General features: G+C 42.8%; 1 protein-coding gene. It reads left to right on the top strand.

Going from position 1 to position 22117, the window contains the following annotated elements; genetic code table 11:
* Positions 1-107: 107 nt before the first annotated feature.
* Positions 108-22022: a C80 family cysteine peptidase gene (locus tag MS2017_RS00795; protein WP_122950946.1), complete on the top strand. Its 21915-nt coding sequence runs from the start codon at positions 108-110 to the stop codon at positions 22020-22022.
* Positions 22023-22117: the final 95 nt, after the last annotated feature.

A 22117-nucleotide genomic window follows, 5' to 3' on the forward strand; every position in this document is an offset into this window, starting at 1 on the left:
ACATTTATGATATTTACAGTACACCCTTTTTTTTACAGACAAAACACCAGTCCTCATCAAAAACCCACTTTTAACCCTCTATATTCACCCACAAACCCAAGGCTCCCATGGGCTCCGTAGTAAACATATTCAGATCCGTTGTCGACAGCATTGTATACTTTGTAACCGGCAGTTATGTTGGAGATGATGGCGATAACACACTAACTGCGCTTGGCTTTGCCGTATGGGGGGATGGTGTTTATATGCATGGGGGGAATGACACGGTCTATGCTGCCAGTTTAAAGCTTGATGTTTATGACACTTGGGGAGACTTGAGTATTTATGGTGCTGCTGGCCTTATGAATATCAATAAAAGCGATTGGGGCAATATGTCTGTGACGGGTCTTTCTGGAGCAATGACTTTGCGACATACGGGTCGATCGGGCAATATTAATTTTGATGGTGCAGCGGCAAGTAACGATGTGTATCGTCATGGCAATACAGGTAATATTTCATTTTTAGGTATTGGTATTTCAAATAGGGTGATCAACGATGTCAAGTATGGCAATATTGATTTCACAGGTGCCGGTATGTCGAATGTGGTGGAACGACGAGGTGGAGAGCGTGGCACTATTAATTTCAAAGGTGCTGGTGCGTTAAACAAAGTTACCAACACTGCCAACCAAGGCAATATCTATTTCAGTGGCATAGGTGCTTACAACAAAGTAGAACGACGAGGCATTTCAGGCAACATTGTTTTCACAGGTGCAGGCTTTTACAACAAAGTGACCAATATCACGCACCAAGGCAACATTAACTTTAGAGGCATTGGTGGATACAACAAAGTAGAACGACGAGGCGGATACAAAGGCAATGTCTTCTTCAAAGGTGTGGGCATAGGTAATCATGTTATCAATACAGCCGAATATGGCAACACCGACTTTATTGGTGGTGGTGGTGCCAATGTTGTCAAACATTCTGCCAATGGCAACCTTTCGTTTAAAGGCATTGGCATTATCAACAAAGTTGATCACACAGGGGATTATGGCAATATGACCTTTATGGGCGGTGGCGGTGGTAACTTTATTACCCGTTCTGGCATAAAAGGCAATGGAGATTTAACCATCTTAGGTGGTGGCAATATCGTTACTTGGTCAACAGATGGCAAATTAAAAGCAAAACTCGGCGGCTTCCGTTTAAACAAAATAGACAGATATGGTCGTGGCGATACAAATTTAATACTTATCTCTCTAGGCAATATCGTCAATGTAGATGTTAGCAAAGGTGATTTAAGCTTGACAGGTATTGGCATAGCCAATATTGTTACCTACAAAGGACACGGCACCTTAAGTGCTGAATTGTTCGGTGGTGCCAATATCATCACCAGAGAGGGCACTGGAGATTCCATACTCCATCTTTTGGCTGGTGCCAATGTCTTCACTGATTTTTCTACAGGCAACATTAGCGGCTCTTTACTCGGCGGTTTGAATGTGGTTACCAAAGACGGCAATGGCGACATTAACATATCTATGTATGGCGGTGGCAATGTCCTCACCCACATCGGCGATGGCGATATTCAAACCAGAATGCTTGGCGGCGCCAATGTTATTACCAAATCAGGTAATGGCGATATAATAGCCCTGTTGTTCGGTCTTGCCAATGTCGTTACCCACATCGGCAATGGCAATGTTTATTTACTTATGCTAGGCATAGGCAACATTGCCACCAAAGTCGGTGATGGCGATGTTATTGTCGGTATGTTTGGCACTGGCAATGTCCTCACCCATGTCGGCAACGGCATGACTGCTGCATTAATGATATCCACAGGCGCTAACTTTTTCACCAAAGTTGGCAACGGTGCTACATTGGCAGTTATGTTTTCATTAGGGGGTAATATTTTTACCCACATTGGCGATGGTCCAAGTGCTGTATTGATGATAGGGGGACAAGCCAATATCTTTACTAAAATTGGCAACGGCGCCTCAGTCGCAATCATGCTTGCAGGCACTGCCAATGTTTTCACCCACATTGGCAACGGCTTTAGTGCCGCTTTAATGATAGGCGGATGTACCAATGTCTTTACCAAAGTTGGCAATGGCACCACCTTAGCAACCATGATTGGAGGGGGTAATATTTTTACCCATATCGGCAATGGATTCTCAGTTGCATTTGCCGTTGGTGAAGCCAATATTGTTACCAAGATTGGCGCAGGCAATCTAATAACAGCCGCCATCGGCCAAGCCAACATTGTGACCCATATTAATTTAGCAGGCAGCAGCGATGGCAACACCGTTAGCCTAGTAATAGGCCAAGCAAACATCGTTACCCGAATCTCTTCATTGGCAGACTTCAGCGTTACCGTGTCCCCACTTGACGCTATCGTTTCAGACCCCGTTTTAGAAAGACATCGTCTGTTCCCAAGAGGAGACATCTTCTCTGCCCCACAAAAATTCTTAGAATCAGGCTTTGACGCACTCAAAGCCACTGGCGCTGCATTACTCGGTAGCAACAACGAAGGCAGTATGGTCACATTTGCTGTAGGCCGAGCCAATATCATTACCCATGTCGGTAATGGCGCTATGCTAGGTGTTGGCATTGGCGATGCTAATGTCATCAGCAAAGTCGGTCTCGGTCAAACCATACAAGCTGGCATCGGTCGACTTAATATACTCACCTCAGTTGGCGACAACGACAGTTTGCAAATTGGCATTGGCGAAGGCAATTTGATAACCAAAGTCGGCTCTGGCCACAGCGCAATGGTTGCCATCGGCAAAGCCAATATTACCACCAAAGTCGGCGACGGCTTCCATGTCGGACTTTCCATCGGTAAATTCAATGTCAACACCCTTGTTGGCGATGGCATCGCCGTCAACGCTTTGATTGGTAAATACAACCTCAACACCCGCGTCGGACACGGCGTTAATGTCGCTGTTATGAAAGGCGATTACAACATCAATGTACGCTATGGCGATGGTATGAATGTCGCCTTAGCCGCAGGCAAAGGCAACATCACTGTCAAAATCGGCGACGGCGATTTCTACGGCGCTATGATTGAAATACGCACCAACAAACAAAGCGTTACCGCCAAAATGAAAGCCCTAATGCAAGGCATGCTGTCTAACTTAAAAGAAACCGCCAAAAGTGTCTTAGTCAGCCAAACCATCGGCACAGTCATCAACGGCGATGAAGCAGACACAACCAAACTCCGTGGCACCAGCCACTCCACCCCCAAAACAAAAACCGAATACACCCAAAATGTAAACTCTGCCAATAAAGACATTGACCAATCACAATACCAAGACACAGACGCCAACGAAGATTCAGATATAGACACCCAATCAAGCAAAGACAAGCAAACCGTCAACACTTTAAAATCCGATACACGAGTCAACGAAGAAGACGCCAATCATGACGCACAAACAGTAACAGCCTTTTTAAACAATAACAACAATAGTTTAATACCAACTCAAACTCAAACTCAAACTCAAAGCCAAAGACAAGGACAAGGTCAAAACCAAAGTCAAACACATTCCACCGGACTCGACGAACTAAACCAAAGTGGACAAAGCGATTACCACAACAGTTATACACAATTCGGCAACACCGACAAAATAACAAACGGTGCTAATCAAGACATTGAAAACAGCAAAGGTGGCATTGACAAAAGCAAAAGCAAAACACAACAAGAGCTCAACAATGTCAAACAACGCAACCAAAAGAATCAATTACACCAACAAAAGGAACAACAAGGCGCCAGTCAACGCTTGGGCGATGCCCATCTAAAAAATCAAGAAATCGGCAGCAAAGCCATCAAGCAAAAAGGACCTGCCTTAGTTGCCATGAAAGTCTATCCAACAAGCCAACACCCAGCCACCAAAAGTGTTTTTGAAATAGGCGATAAAGTCATGATTGCCTTAACCATGGACAGAGCCATGAAATACCAAGAAGGCAAAGCAAAATACGCTGCCGACTCCAAGGTCATCATCAACGGCTTGGTCTTCTCCCTTTGTGCCAACAAAGGGTTTGCCGACCCCTCTACCAATCCAGATGAAATCACAGTAAAAAACACACAATTAATCTTTGAACACACCGTCCAAATCAACGATGCCTTTACCCAAGGCAAAAGTTTTGCCATTCAATCCTTCTCCGATCTCATCATCAGTGGCATCTCTGACAACGACGGCTATCCGCCTACTTTTACCAACATCATTTACCCCATCTCACTCAACAACACCATTGCCACTAAATTTGACCAACGCAACTTAAGCGTATCTGGCAATACATTCCAAGGTTATACCATTAGTAAAGAATCAAGCGATGCCTCTTGGAATACCGATGCCTTTTCTCAAGAAAGTTTTGTCGGCGATGGCTATGCCATTTTTACCCTAAACGCCACCTCTGCCAGAAAAGGCTTGATGCTCGGCCTGTCCACCGACAACCCAGACGGCAGTTACAAAACCATTGAACACGCCGTTTTTATTCACAACAACAAAATAAAAGATGTTCGCAACAACAACACCAAATACACCGATTTAAATTATCGCTACCAAGCAGGTGACCAAATTAAGATTGAACGCCACGGCACCACCATTCGCTATTACCACCTCGACCACAACGGCAACACCCTCCGCATACTCGCCACCCAAACCGGCATATCCGCCACCTCAGCACTACACATTGACACCTCCATCAAAGACAAAAACCTTACCCTTACCCATGTAAAGCTAGTCAAGGGACTAAGCAACATAAGCCCATACACCATAGATGTACACGCACCAAAACCCATTGCCGATGCTTGGCACATAAAAGGCGAAACCAGCCACACAAACAACACAGGCAACACAAACAACATCCTAACCATTGGCGACAAAATCAAAGTAACCCTCACCTTAAATGAAGCCGTTACCTTAGCCAAAGTTGGCAGCAACAAAATTATGATTGCTGGCAAAGCCTTCTTATTAACCGGTGAAAACAACACCAGCACCAACACCCTAGAATTTGTCTATACCATTCAAGCAAACGACACAATAGGCACCAAAGACTTTAATATCGATAACCAATACGACATCACCCTAACTGATGTTAAAGACACAGACGGCAACAACATCGACTTCAGCAGTATTACCAGCCCCATACAATTCTCCAAAACATCACTTGACACCAATTTTGATATCGGCGGTGGCAACAGAATAACCCGCACCAACGACACTTATGAAAAAACCTCTGGCGCTGGCTGGAATGCCGATGTTACCTCTGCCAAAGGCTTTGTTAACGACGGCTATGTCATCGCCAAAATTGGTGCCCTTGGCAAAAGCATGATGCTTGGACTCTCCAGTGACGACACCGACAATTCTTACGGCAGCATAGATTATGCTTTGTATGCAGATGGCGGCATCGGCAGTAAGTTTGTCATCTATGAAAATGGCGATCGTAAAAAAGACACCGGTGTTGCTTATGCCATTGGCGACTATATGAAAGTCGTTCGTTCAGGCACCAGCATAAAGTATTACCACATCAAAGCCGCCGACGGCCCCCTTGCCAAAGGCACTTTACTTTACACCTCCAAAAAAACCTCAAATGTCAACACCCAATTGTTCTTAGACAGCGCCTTTCTCAGCGTAGGTGCCAAATTATCAGCAATGCAAATATTCAGCAACAATCATCTGCCATTCTCAGTAGATGTCTACGCACCCAAACCCATCAGCACCAACGCATGGCAAATAGACACCACAACCGCCGATAACAACGGCGTCTTCACCCTCGGTGATAAAATCAAATTAACCCTCACCATAGACGAAGCCGTAACCTTAGCCAAGGTTGGCAGCAACAAAATTATGATTGCTGGCAAAGCCTTCTTATTAACCGGTGAAAATGGCACCGTTACCAACACACTGGTATTCACTTACACCGTTCAAATCAACGACAAAATTGACGCCCAGTACTTTAACATCAGCAACAAAAATGACATTATTCTCAACAATGTCACAGACAGCGACGGCAACAACATTAATTTTGACAGCATCACCTACACCACCCCCGTCAAACTGTCTAACACCTCACTTGACAACAACCTAACCATAAGCAGTGATAAACGCATCACCTTAACCAATGGCGTTTATGAAAAAACCACCAATGCCGGCTGGAACAGCGATGTAACCTCCACCAAAGGCTTTGTTAACGACGGCTATGTCATCGCCAAAATTGGTGCCCTTGGCAAAAGCATGATGCTTGGACTCTCCAGTGACGACACCGACAATTCTTACGGCAGCATAGATTATGCTTTGTATGCAGATGGCGGTATCGGCAGTAAGTTTGTCATCTATGAAAATGGCGATCGTAAAAAAGACACCGGTGTTGCTTATGCCATTGGCGACTATATGAAAGTCGTTCGTTCAGGCACCACCATAAGGTATTACCACATCAAAGCCGCTGACGGCCTCCTTGCCAAAGGCACTTTACTTTACACTTCCAGCAAAACCTCAAATGCCAACACCCAATTGTTCTTAGACAGTGCCTTTCACAGCATAGGTGCTAAGTTATCAGAGATGCAAATATTAAGTGGCAACAAACCCACTCTTTCCGTCGATGTTTACGCACCAAAACCCACTACCAACGCTTGGCACATAGACTGCGAACCCGCCAACAGCAAAGGCATCTTTACCATTGGCGATACCATCAAAGCAACACTCACTTTAGACAAACGCGTTACCCTTGCCAATGTCGGTCGCAATAAAATCGTGGTTGCCGGCAAAGAATTCCTTTTAACAGGTACCAACGGCACCGTTACCAATACCTTAGATTTTACCTACACCATTCAAGCCAACGACAAACTGATTGCCACCAGTATGCGTTACGATGTTCTTTTAACAGGCGTGGTAGATGACAAAGGCAATTCAGTGGATATGAGCAATGCCACCAGCCCTGTTGGACTGAGCAACAAATTGATTGACACCGACCTTGTTATTAACACCAAACCTCTTATTGCCAGTTTTCATTCATTTGTTTTGCCTAACTTGAGCACCATAACACACACTGATGGCGTGTATGAAAAAATCCTTGCAAGCAATTGGAACACCAATATCACTTCCGCCAAAGGCTTTACCAATGATGGCTATGCCATCGCCAAGATTGGCTCCCTTGGCAAACACATGAGAGTAGGGCTCTCAAGTGTCAATACCAACAACAGCACCCATAATATGGATTATGCTTTGTATGTGTCCGACAATACCTTTTTAATCTATGAAAAAGGTCATTACAAAAAAGACACACAAGTGAGTTATGCCGTTGGCGACTATATAAAAATCGCCAGATCAGGCAGCACCATCAAGTACTACCACATTAAGGCAGCTGACGGCGCACTTGCCAAAGGCACCTTACTCTACACTTCAAACAACACCTCAAATGCCAACACCCAATTGTTTTTAGACAGTTCTCTTTATGGTGCAGGTGCCAAATTATCAAACATGCAAATATTTAGTGGCAGTCATGTGGCATTTTCAGTGGATGTTTACGCCCCCAAACCCACCAAGGACGCTTGGCACATCAGTGGTACTGTTAACGACCAAGGTGCTTTTGCCCTTGGCAATGAAATTAAAATAACCCTAAACATCGATGAAGCCGTTACCTTAGCCAAAGTTGGCAGTAACAAAATCATTATTGCTGGCAAAGAATTCCTCTTAACCGGCACCAATGGCACCGTTACCAAAACCTTAGAGTTTGCTTACACCGTTCAACTTAACGACAAAATCAACAGCGCCTTTTTAATTGACAACAAAGACGACATTGTCTTAACCGACATCAAAGACACAGACGGCAACAGCATCGACTTTGGCAACCTCTCTAACGGCATAGACATCACCCCCAACAGCCAAAACCTTGCCCTTAACAACAAAGGACTGGCAACAATCACCACCAACATCACCCGCTGGTATGCCAACAACACCAACAGCAACATTCAACGCATGACCGATGGCAACACCCGTGCAAACGGTGCACTAGATTATGCCACACATCCAAAAAATGCCGATGGCAAACACATCTTATTTGATTTTAAAGGGGTTAATTACAACAACGGCAGTTTTAAGTTGTATAACCGCAAAATCCTAACCAGTAGAATCAACGGCTCAGTCGTTGAGTTCCTCAAAGACGGCGTCGTGGTTTCCATCCGCACCATCAGCGATGCTGGCAATGTTATTGAAATCACCCCCAGCAGCGACATTGTCTTTGATCAAGTCAAACTCACCTTTAATGGCGATTTACAAAACTTCCGTGAAGTTGAAATCTTTGGCAAAAACGCCAGCCTATCAATAGACGCTGGCGCCCCAGAGCCCCTAAAACATAACGCTTGGCGTATCAATAGAGACATTGCCGATAGCGGTGGCGCCTTTACCGTTGGCAATGAAATCAAAGTAACCTTACGCTTAGACGAAGCCGTTACCCTCGCCAAAGTTGACAGCAACAAAATCACCATCGCCAACAAAGACTTCTTTTTAACAGGCACCAACGGCGATACCACCAAGACCCTAACATTCACTTACACCGTACAAGCCAATGACAACATCAACGCCGAAGATTTTAACATCAACAGTAAAAAAGACATTGTCCTAAATGACATCAAAGACACCGACGGTAACAACATCAACTTCAGCAGTATTACCGGCGCCGTCTCACTCGCCAATGCATCCCTTAACACCGACTTTGTCATTGGCGGTAATAATAGAATAACCCACATCAACGGCGTTTACAAAAAAACCGCCAACGCCAACTGGAATGCCGATGTCGCCTCCACCAAAGGTTTTGTTAACGACGGCTATGTCATCGCCAAAATTGGCGCATCCAACAAAAAAGTAATGCTCGGCCTATCAAGCAACAACAGCAACAATTCTTACGACAGCCTAGATTACGCCCTATACGCCGACCCCGGCACCAACAAGACACTTATTGTCTATGAATCCAGCGAACGCATATACTGCACAGGCGTAACCTACGCCAAAGGCGACTACATGAAAGTCGTTCGCTCAGGCACCAGCATAAAGTATTACCACATCAAAGCCGCCGACGGCCCCCTTGCCAAAGGCACTTTACTTTACACCTCCAAAAAAACCTCAAATGCCAACACCCAATTGTTCTTAGACAGCGCCTTCCACGATGTCGGCGCCACATTGTCAGAAATGCAAATATTTAGCGGCAACTATTCAGCACTCTCCATCGATGTACACGCCCCCAAACCCATCACAAACGCCTGGCACACCAACAGCATACCCAACAACAACAATAACGATAACGATAACGATAACAACAGCGACAACAACACCAAAAAAAGCAAAAACATAAGCAAAGGCGTCTTCACCCTCGGCGACCAAATCAAAGTAACCCTAACTCTAGATAAACGCATCACCCTCGCCAATGTCGGCAAGAACAAAGTCATCATTGCCGGCAAAGAATTCCTCTTAACAGGCGTCAACGGCAAAATCACCAACATCCTAGAGTTCGCTTACACCGTTCAAGTCAACGACAAAATTGATACCGCCTTTCACATTAACAACAAAAACAACGACATTGTCCTAATCGACATCAAAGACACAGACGGCAACAACATCAACCTTAACAAGGTTCCCAACAGCATAGACATCATCCCCAACATACAAAACCTAAGCCTCAGCAAACAAGGATTGGCAACCATCAGCACCAATGTTAGCAGTTGGTACACCGATGACGCCGCCACCAACATTCAACGCATGACCGATGGCAACACCAGTGCAAGCGGTGCCCTAGATTATGCCACACACCCCATGTATGCCGACGGCAAACACATTTTGTTTGATTTTGGCGCAGCCAACTACAGCAACGGCAGTTTTAAACTCTACAACCGCGAAAGTTTCACCAACAGAATCAACGGCTCAGTCGTTGAATTCCTCAAAGACGGCGTCGTGGTACTCAGCCGCACCATCAGCAATGCCGGCAACATTGTCACCATCACCCCCGCAACCTATGTTATCTTCGACCAAGTCAAACTCACCTTTAGCGGCGATGCACAAAACTTCCGTGAAATTGAAATCTTTGGCAAAAACTCAAACCTATCCATCGATTCCGGCGCCCCAGAACCCCTAAAAAACAACGCTTGGCACATCAACAGAGATGTTGCCGACAGCAACGGCGAATTCAATGTTGGCGATGAAATCAAAGTAACCCTAACCCTAGACGAAGCCGTTACCCTCGCCAAAGTTGGCAGCAACAAAATTATTATCGCCAACAAAGCCTTCTTCCTCACAGGCACCAACGGCACAACCACCAACACATTAGAGTTCACCCACACCGTTACAATCAACGACCAAATCAACGCCAAAGATTTTGACATCGACAACAAAAACGACATCATTCTCATCAATGTCAAAGACACACACGGCAACAACATTAACTTCAGCAACATCACCCGCTCCATAGAACTCGCCAACATCCCCCTTGACACCAACTTTAACATTAACAACAGTAACGCCAACACCAACGACAACGACAACACCAATAACGATAGCAACAACAATAGCAACAACATAATCCACACCGGCAACCTCTACGAAAAAACCGCCAACACCGGCTGGAACACCAACATCACCTCCGCCAAAGGCTTTACAGACAATGGCAGCGTTATCGTCAAAATAGGCAGTAACAACAAAGCCCTAATGGTTGGATTGTCTACCAACAACAACAGCGACAGCAACAACAATAATAATAATAATAACGACAACAACAACCCAACAACAAGTTTTGCCATCCACATCAACAACACCGGCAACATCAACGCCATCTACGAAAACAACCAATGCGTCAAAGAATTCCCCACCGACCAATACCTCTACTCAGCAGGCGATTATCTAAAAATAGAACGAGACAACACAACCATAAACTACTACCTCATCAAAGCCAACGACCAAGCAACCAAAGGCACCTTACTCTACACCTCAAGCCAAATCTTAAGCGCCAACACCAAACTGTTCTCAAACAGCGCCTTACATGACATCGGCGCCCAAATATCCAACATCCAAATGTTTGACGACAACAAATCCTCACTCTCAATAAAAGCCAAAATGTCCACCTCAACAACCAACCCTCTAGGCGACAACGACACCTTCGACCAAACCTCTGGCAATTACCAACTTAACAACAACTCTAGAACAGGCACCTCCAGCAATAACAACAACCCCAACAATCCCAATAACCCCAACAACCCCCAAAACACCCAAGAAGAACAAAACACCCAAACAGCACAAAAATGGTTCAAACCCACAATCAATCACCACTTCTTCCAAAACTTACCCTCCTCCCAAGCGCCTCAAATCTTTATCATCACCGGCCTATCCAACGCAAATGTTGACCTAGCAATGCAACTCAAAACAAAACACGACATTGTCATCTACTACAACACCAGCACCAACCAAATAGAATACCTCTACGGCCAAGAAAACGACATCGAAGTAACCCGCATAGAATACCACATCATCGCCAACGGCAAATCCATCAACACCCTAGTTGAAGACACCCTCAACAACACCTACACCGTCAACACCGACGACGACCCCGACGACGACATCGACACCCAAGCCATCGTCGCCCAACTACAACAAGCCATCACCACCAACAGAGCCAACACCAGACTCCACGCAAACTGGCTCACCAGACACAGTTTCGCAAAAAGAGGCCTACCCTTCACCCCAACCCCAACAACCCCCAGCACCCAACCCAATACCCAACCCAACCCCCAATCCACCCAAAAAACATCCAAATACCAAAGCAACATCATCGTCCAAAACAGCAACGACCCCACCGTCATCGAAGCAGCCAACGCCTTATTCAACAAACACCCCACCACCAGCATCCTCGTCAAATTCGACCAAAACGGCAACCTCATCACCCTCAAAGGCGCCCCCTACACCCCCACAGGCGACACCCGCATTAACTTTGTCGACCACGGCACCAACCTAAGCCAAGAAGGCGCACAATCACTCGCAAACAAAGCCCAAACACTCCACCAAACCTACAGCAACACCAACATCAACATCAAACGCATCGCCCTAGTAGGATGCAGCACCGACGGCGCCAACCAAGACCTCACCCGTAACTTCGCCAAGACCATTTATAACAACACCCCCGCACTAAAAAGTGCCGAAATAACCGGCAGACATGGAGATATACAAATCAACCCAGACGGCACCAAGACCATGGTTGTGGGGGGTGAAAAGATGATTTATCAGTGGAACAGTGATTTAAACATTGTTACCAAACAAACTGAAGAATCTAAGCGTGTGGCTGAGATATTAAAGGGTTTGAAACTTGGCGGTGCAAATTCTGAAGGTTCGTCTGATACTATTGATATAGACAGTATTCCAGACACATTAAACAGTAAGCAGGTAGACATAGAAGATTCTGTTGACTCGGGTATGCATAAAACTGCCTACAATTTTAAAAATCAACCTGATTTATTGGTGTTGCTATTAGGATCAAGCCATAAAGCCTCCGATATTGAAGAAGAAATAAGGCACTTAGAACAACTAGATTCGCTTGGTATAAAAACACCTAAACGCTATAAACAAATCAAATTTATAGATGAATCTAATACTGAGCGACACGGTTTAGTTGTGCAAAAAATTAAAGGTGCACAAGAGGTAAGATTAACAAACAAAACAACAAGATGTTTGCCAGAAGTGCGTAATAATAGTAATAACCAAACCTTAAAAGATATTAAACATTTACAAAAAATATTTGAAAAAAAACCCAATCTTTTTGTGTTAGATTTTCAAGGGATTGTTGCTGAAGATGGTCAGTTATATATTATGGATCCACAGAATATTGATACTGACTCAAGCAGCGCGCATAATGCGCTTCAGTTAAATGCTTTACAAACATTTGAACAACATATTTTAAAACACCACAAGCGTTTTACTGATAAAACACTCAACCATATTACCTATATTGACAAGCAACTTTGGGAATCATCTGATGATGCATTAAAACAACAAATGCTAAGCGATGCACAGAAAGATGAAAACAAAGTTATTGTTACTTATGATGTTGTAACAGGTCAAAAAGAAGTTGTCCATCAGCCAAGTAATAGTCAAGATTTGACTTTTGATACTATTGAAGTCATTACCCAAAATACCGAAGCCCAAAGTGTTGATTTGAAAAAAGATTGCCTTAATTTTGCCAAAGAACAAGGCTGGAAAAAAAGACTTAAATCTGTTTTTCGTGTAACCACCCCTGAGGGATACGCAGCCTTAAACCTTAAAAGCAACGGCAAAAATAAACACAACATTATTTTGTCAATTGGTGAAGATCAAATTACCAAGGATGCTGTTGAATCGTTATATAAAAAACACCCTGAAAATAGTATTGTTGTGACACTTAACGAACAAGGTGAATTGGTTTTTCCAGACGGTCAAGAATTTATACCTGATTCGAGTGTGCGGATCAATATTGTAGGGCATCCAGAAGAATTGGAAGAAGTTGGTGCTGAAAAATTAGCAAATTACACTGATGGAATAGCTCAACACTATGATATAGATTCAGTGGACAGTCACGCCTACTTAAATCGTGCTGCCCTAGTGGGTTGTAACAACGAAGATCTTAGCAAGCGTTACGCCGAACAACTTTATACACGAGAATACCTCAGAGGTGCCAGTGTTACAGGCAGATCAGGCGATATGCAAATTAATGCAGATGGCTCTAAAACAATGAGTGGTTCAGACCAAAAAATCATTCATAGTTGGGATTATGAAAATAGAAAGACTGTTTGGGCAACAGAAAGCTCTGCGCATATTGGCGAAATTTTAGCAAGTTTAAAATTGGGATTGAGCGATACGCCTTCTGCAGATATACCCGATTCATTGGATCATAACGACATAGGCAAGAAGATTGCTAGTGGCTCTATGAAAGCTGCTTACACTCTAAAAGATCATCCCAATCTATTGTTCTTGCAATTAGACATTGAAACACCAACAAAGGTCAGAAATCTGAAAAATGAAGTTGCCTGGATTAATAAAATGCGAGAACTTGGCATTAAAACACCGGAATACTATAAGACCATTGTTATGACCGACCAGTATCAACAAAAGCACCAAGGAATTTTAGTTGAACATATCCCTGATTCGAAAATTACCAGACCAGATTCACCCAATCTGATGAAAAACGAATACATAACAAAAAGAACTTTGGATGACATTCAAAGTTTGTCGGACAAGTTTGAGCAAAATCCAGATCTGTATATTCCCGATCTCCAAATGCTAATGGGCAAAGATGGACAGCTTTATGTTTTCGACCCAGGATCCGTTAACTCGCCAATAGAGCGACCTGATAGTCCTTCCCATCAAACCATGAGAAGTGTGAATATGAAGGGGCTTAATGAGTTAAATGAAAAGGCAACACTTTTTCTTAGAAAATTCAATGAAAGCAATAGGATGCATGCTATTTTTGTTGATGAGGCATTGCTAAAAAAAGACCCAAAGCTTGAAGAAAAATTAATAAATAAGGCAAAAAAACAACAAGATCTTGCTATTTTCAGTTACAACTTAGAGGACAGAACTGCTAAGCCTGTTATGTTGTATCAACCAGAAAATGCTCGTCCAGTTGATAGAGTCGAATTTATGTCCGATAATGTCAATCACTTTCCCAATCAAAAAAATATATCTCGTTTGGTGAGAAATAGATCTGATATATCTGGCGATATGATTTTTCGTTGCCGACCCGCAGAAAATTTCAGCAACTACCGAACCAATATTATCGTCCAACACGGTAATAGCGACACCGCAATTAAAGCTGCCCAAGACCTTGCTAACAAACACCCTGACAACAGCATCATTGTTCACTTTGATGCTGATAACAAATTAGTCACCTCAGACAATGAGTTTTATACCCCTAAAGGCAATGTGCGACTTAGTTTTGTTGATCATGGGGGAAACTTTGTGACAGACGAAAGTAACATGGATAATTTGATTGACAAAGTCAAGCAAATTAATGACACTTACAGCAATGAAAATACTTATTTTGAGCGCATTGCCTTGGTAGGTTGTGACACCGATGGCGTTGGGAAAACTTTAACCAAAGACTTTGCCCGTGCTGTTTATAACAACATACCTACCCTAAAAAATGCAGACATTACTGGTAGAGCAGGGGAGGTGCAAATTAATGATGATGGCACCAAAACCATGAAAACAGGGGGAGCTAAAACGGTTTATAGTTGGCGTGATGGTAATATTGTTTCAAAAACTGAAGATGCCAAAACCACTGCCGACAATCTTAAGAATCCGTTAAGTTTAACAATATTTGATTTTATTTCTAAACGAATTAGAAAATTAGAGTCGTTAACGGCGTCTGCTAGAACTCCTGCGGAGAATGAATTTTATAAGATTCTTTCCGAGTGCAGGGACTATGTTGACGCTTTCGACTATAAGGATATGAGTGCACAAGAAAAAATATCTTTCTTTCAAGGGATAAAGGAGAAGTTGAGTAATTTTTCCGATACGGGCAACCCTCCACCTTCGATGCAGGCAGATATAGCAACATTTGACAACTATGTTGTGGAAGCTATTTCTAGAAGTGAGCATCGTATTGAAATGAACAATAAGTTTCCAGTTACCATTACAAAGGGCAACAAAATACCTAATATAATTCATTATGTTTGGACGGGTGGCTCAATACCAAAACTCTATTTGGAAAACATTAAAGCCATCAAAAGGCAAAATGATAAATTAACCGTACGCCTCCATTACGATCCTGATTCTTTATTAATGAATGAACTTAAGAAAAGAATGCAGACCCATGTAAATAACAATTTAACTGTAGGTGGTAATCGTAGATACGAAGCAATTAAACTTACAAAAAGATTCTCAGATTATTGTGGAGACCATGACTTAAGCAGTGATGCCATAAAAGGATTTATGGTTGATGTGTTGGGCATTCCGATAGCAGAAATTAATGAGATTGAGGGAAAATCCAACAAATATTGGGGTGATTTTCCTGGGAACAATCCAAATTTAGAATTGGCCCCCATATCATTCGACGACACAGAGTTGTCTGGAATGAAAGAAGCTTACCAATTTGAACTTAAAAATGGATCTATGGCAGGTGCATCTGATGTTGTTAGATTTTCTGTATTACATACTGAGGGTGGCATGTATGCCGATGTTGGACTGATTTCTGATCGCACTGCCCAAGATAATTTTTTGCATAATTATGTCCGAAATTTCCCTGAGAATGGCTTTATCTGGAAACAAGAAGTTGATTCATTTCATCATACTTACCCCTTAATGGCTAATAATAACCTTCTTGTTGCCGCACCTCATTCTGAATTTACAGGCACTTTGGTTCAAGATATCTCCGAAGCGTATAACAGAATAACTTCTAATGAAGTTGAGCGGGCAAGACGAGGCTATGGGAGCAACCAAGTCTTTGATCAATATAATACTAGCATTGTGCCACTTGGTAAGTTTTACCTTGACCATGTAAACCACCTTTCTCTGCAATCACTTGGCAAACATATTCTTGACACTCAAGGCTCTTGGCAATCAAATTGGAATACTAGAGGCGTTGAATTTATTGTTTTTATAGCAGATACTGAAAAGTTGACACCCGCCCAAAGAGAGGGTCTTGTTGATCGTATAGAAAAAAATTTAGATGGTTATAACAATGATGCTTACAAGATTGTTGTTTTAGATTCTCATGCTATTATTGATCCAGTAAGAAGAGAAATTATTGAACACATGAATCCATTTTTTACCATACAAGGATTGCCCTTAAAAGACAATAAAACATCAATAGATTACCCTACATTATTTGAAAGAAGCAGACGGATTGTTGTTTTTGACAATGACGCTGGGAGTGGCAATAGTAATAATTTTGAACCTATGCTAAAAAATTTTAACGAGTCAGTAGAACACAAAAAACTATCAGCATTTGATCAAACATTAAAAGGGGTTGTAGAATCTCGTTGTTTTCAAGTATTTTTATTTGATGATAGGGCGGATTTCAAGCAAACCATACAAGAGCTTGCGCCAGATATTTCTAGAAAAAATTATGTAGCGTTGGTTTACGATAAATCCAATCAAAAATACGATGTGCTAGATGATTATAATTTTGAATTCAAAGATGGTGATCGCTTAAAGGTAAATTTCATTGGAGAATTAAATAATTTAGACGATCCTGCCGAGATACAAAGAAAAATATCCTCTGCTGAAAATGCACTTCCGCAGATTGATATTAGAAAACATACAAAGGAAACAAGGGTGGTTTTAAGCAAAGACATGAGACCCGATCAAAGTTTATTCAAAATACAAAAAACTTTTTCAGAAGGGCCCAATTTTTACACCAATAAAGGCACTGTAGCCATACACGCACAAAATGATGAAGACAAATCTAATGTCACGATACTTGTAAATAATAAGATTGATCGTGTTGCCATACAAGGTAATGAAACATTAACATGGATAACACCTGAAGAACCCCAAAGGACTTCTTTACAAAGAATAGAAAATAGCGCAGACAAGTCTGACAGCGATTCGTTAAATAAATACCATAATATTGTCATTCAGTCTTCTGGCTCTTGGCATACCGCTTCTTATCATTTGGCTTCTCACCCCAATTTTAAGGGCAAGACAAGTATCGTTCAAGTTTCATATAATGGGTTTAGGACTATATATGGAACACCACTTTCTTTAATTACAGGAGATGTTAGGGTTAGTTTTGCCTTTAACGATAGTGATGACATTGTAAACAATATGATTGACATCAGTAAAACACTTGATCCTAATGTAAATATTAAAGATATACGCCTCATTAACAGAATGGAACCTGATGTTTTGAATGAACCTGTGACTCGAATGGAGTATGTGAAAGAAGTTTTGCGAGTAGCGCACAGATACAAAGATGCTCAAGTGAGCATGCAACCAGATATGAAAACCAACAATTATTTGCTTCGTAATTATTCATTCAATTTGCCTTATATACCAAGCTATTCAAGCGTTCATGAAAGAAATATTATTTTTAAAATATCCAATGACAGTGGCGTTGACAAATACGCCGACAGAATGACAATGATATACCCGAATACCAGTTATATTGCTACACTTGATCCCGTAACAAATGAGGTAAGAGTATATGATTCATATGGCAATATAGTTACCAACGCTAATATACAAGGAGAATATGAAATTCATGTGATGGGTCGAGTCTCTGACTTGGAAAGAATAGGTAGTAAAGGTTTATCTGATCATATTATAAATTTGCAAAAAAGCATCAAGGTAAAACCAAAGAAAAAAGTTAGTATTAAATTCACTACTTGCAGCACACAAAAATCAGCAGAAAATGACTTATTGTTTGATTCAAACAGCCATGCACTCGACACTGTTCGTCAATTAAAACGATATAATAAAAAAGTAAAAATATCAGATAATATTAATGTTGTACTTGACACCACTAGGGAAGGCATATCAACTGTAGATACCATTGCAGTCCACCTAGCCGAAACCACCCCCCACCAAGACACCCCCCTCCACAACTGGGCTGACTTAAGCCAAGAGCAAATCAACAAACTAACCACAGAAGCCCAAAAACCCCAACCCAGCCTAGCCAACCACGACCACCAAGTCCTCATTCAAACCGAAGCCGATGGCAATGTTAGAGACAGTACCTTTAGACTTGCCTCTAAACACCCCGCACAAACCACCATTGTGCAAATGCAAAAAGACGGCACTCATCAAGTGGTTTACGGCCTTGATCTTGAGGATATTACCGGCAAAGTCAAAATGGTGGCTGTGGGTTATGGCAGAGAGAAGGACGGCGCACAAACCATGGGTGGCAGAACTGCCGATGAATTAAGTGCAAATATTACCGAACTCAATCGAGCCTTGGCAGGCAATGCAGACATACAACGCATTAGCATCGTTGGTTGTAATATGGAATCAGACAATCCTACTGACAATAACGACAGTCAATACGGCAGAAGAATGGTCGAAAAACTCAGTCAATCAAACATCAAAGCCCCTGTTGCTGTTAGAAGCAGTTATGTTGCTGTTGATGAAAACGGCAGAAAACTAACTTCAAACACAGGTGCAGGCAATTGGATGCACAAAGACAGTGCTGCCAAAACCGTTTACAGTCTTGGCGCAACTGGCGCTGTGGTTAGCAGAGTGTATAACGACGAAGGCACTTTGATTAAATACAATGGCAGACGCTTAAACGAAGACTTGGATAATGACAAAAACACACAAGGTGCAGAAAATCAAGAAACAAGCGACAAGCACGCTCAAGGGCAAGGGCAAGGGCAATCAGAATCGGAAACAGAAACAACCAAACAAAAACTAGACGATATCGACAAACGCCAAACTGATTTTGCCAATTCCGTTAACCAAAATAAACTCAGAAGATTACCCAATGGCAACGCCCCTGCCAATAACGACAATGAAAACACCAAAACAGGCGGTATGTCCGCCCCCGCTCTCAATGTGCAAATCGATATCGGCGGTGGCGACCATGCCTCTCTCTTCGGTGGCTCTACCAATGTAGATGTCAAAGTCGGCAACGGCGCACACCACACACTGATGTACGGCAGCAACAATGTTTTAGTCAGCATCGGCGATATAGGCGACAGCAGTCGTTTTGTTGAAATAGGGGGCTATCGTGCATTAGAAGGTGTGCAAATCTTAATAGGCACTAAAAATGTCGTGGTTAACCACGGCGTTAGAAACGACCTAATCATTGCCACCGACCCTTCTTTCCCCATGATTCCATTTGTCAATCCTTTTGACGGCTCTGCCAATATCTTAGGCTCTTTACAAGGTATGGCAGACATAAGCAACTCTGGACAAAACGCCTTATGGAGTTGGAAGAAAACCAAGAAGTTTGCCACCAGCATGAGTTCCTTAGACAGAACCAGCGACACCAACTATGAGAAAATCTTAATCAGTGGCGGTCAAAACGCAGTCTCTGACCGAGGGTTAAAATACGACATAGAAATGGCACTCAACAAACAAGCCAATAACTTTATGCAGCGTGAAAGCAAACGCCAACAAGCAAAGCAAAACTTCAAAGAACACATCAGCAACTTTAGTTTAAACCTCACAATCGGCGGACAAGGCTCCGACATCCTCATTGGCAACGGCAATTTCAGTTTTATGTTCGGCGATACCTTCTCCTCTGTTTTAGACACCACCGTCGCCTCCTTATTCGGCATTATGCAACAAGGCTACACCTTAGACGGCCAACCCAAAACCACCTTTACTTACACCCCCAGCAATGTCAAAACCAAACTGATTAACGGCATTCTCAACGGAATGGCATCCCAAGCAAAAGACATCACCTTCGGCGACATACTGGGTTACAAATACACCAACTTCGGCCACATCTACAAAGCCGTAGCCAACACCCCCGATTTATCCCTATCAAATTTATTAAAAGAACTCCTGGGCACCGTATCTGACACCTTTAGCAACTCCATTACCGCCTTATCTGAACCAGAACGCATTGTTAAGGCATTAGTCGCTGGAGGAGAATCGTTCAAAGACATGGGTGAAAACACTTTAGATGCATTAGGCATTAAAGACAAAGATAAGGACGATGATGACGACGACGACGATAATAACAATGATAACGATGAAAACAACAAAGACAACAACACAAACACAAACACAGGAGACAACGACAGCGAATCCAAAAAGAACAAAAGCAACAAAGCCTTCGGCTTCAGCGGCCTCAAACTCCCCTCATTGTTTAATATGTTCACACCCAATCTAATCAAAACCCTAAGCAGTTTACCAGAACTGGCAGAAACCCTATCCAGCAGCATCTCCACAGACTCTGCCAACATAAAAGACAAAGCACTTGAGCTTTTCTCCGACATTGGCTTTATGTCCAATGACGGCGATTTGTTCTTCAACATAGGTGCCCAAAACTTCGCATGGGGTGGCGATGGCAAAGACCTATTTGCACTCATGGGCACCAACAACAATGTCTGGGGTGGCAAAGGCGATGATGTCGCCTATGTCATTGGCGAAGGCAACACCATCAGCGGCAACCAAGGCGATGACAGCGCCGTGTATGTCGGACAAAACCACATGTTCATTGGCGGCGAAGGCGATGACATTGGCGTTGCCTCAGGTCGCTACAACACTTTGTTTGGCGGTACCGGCAGAGACCAACTTTGGGCATTTGGAGAGGGCGCCTATATCACCGGCAACGAAGGCGATGACTATCTAGTGTCCACTGGCAATTATGGCAAAATTCACGGTCACACTGGCGATGACATCGGCATTTTAATCGGTGCTCACAATGTCATGGACTTAGGCAAAGGTAATGACCACGGCAAAGTATTTGGCAACAAAAACATCGTTTATCTACGCGATGGCAACGACGAACTAGAAGTCGCCAGCCATCAGTCTTCTATTATGGCAAACGCCGGCGATGATTCTTTATATATGCACAAAAACTCAAGCGACAACAAGATTGACGCAGGATCAGGTGATGACTTATTGTATTTAGGCGGCACAGAAAACAAAGTTACTGGTGGCACAGGCGCCGATATATTCATCGTTGGCAACGACAACATCTTTAGCACAATCATCACCGATAAAGACGATTACATCGCTTTTGATTTAGACAGTTATCAAGACACCATGTATTACAAAAGCAACAACAACCTTTTGATTAAACACCGATCGTTAATAAAACCCAACAAAGCCGACAGCGATTACCAAAGCGACAACACCGGCGTTGACATCGCCAAACAATACCGCAACCAAGAAGGCAGCGTGTTAATTGAAGACTATTTTGCCAATAGCAACAGCAATGAAAGCGCAAAAATCTGCATCAGCATTGACACCAACAACGACCGCTATCACTATTTAGACAAGGCACAAATCAGTAAGTTAGTTGAATACATGTCATCCTTTGATTCCTTTGCTGATACCGAAGGTGTGGCTAACTATAAAAGAGAGGTTAATCAATTGTGGTCTGGTGCGAAGGTTGGCTATAATATGCCTGAAGTTATGAAGAGTTTGGCTTGATAGGCCTTTGTAAATATGAATGATTAGCCATTAATTACAGTCGCATCGCTGATAAAATGCAAGTTAATAGAATTAAATTAGGCTTTAGGCTCTTC

This window comes from Bathymodiolus thermophilus thioautotrophic gill symbiont (assembly GCF_003711265.1).
Classification (GTDB): domain Bacteria; phylum Pseudomonadota; class Gammaproteobacteria; order PS1; family Pseudothioglobaceae; genus Thiodubiliella.

Excerpts from the sequence above, each read along its gene's own strand:
- MS2017_RS00795 (WP_122950946.1), top strand. The coding sequence starts at position 108 with ATGGGCTCCGTAGTAAACATATTCAGATCCGTTGTCGACAGCATTGTA.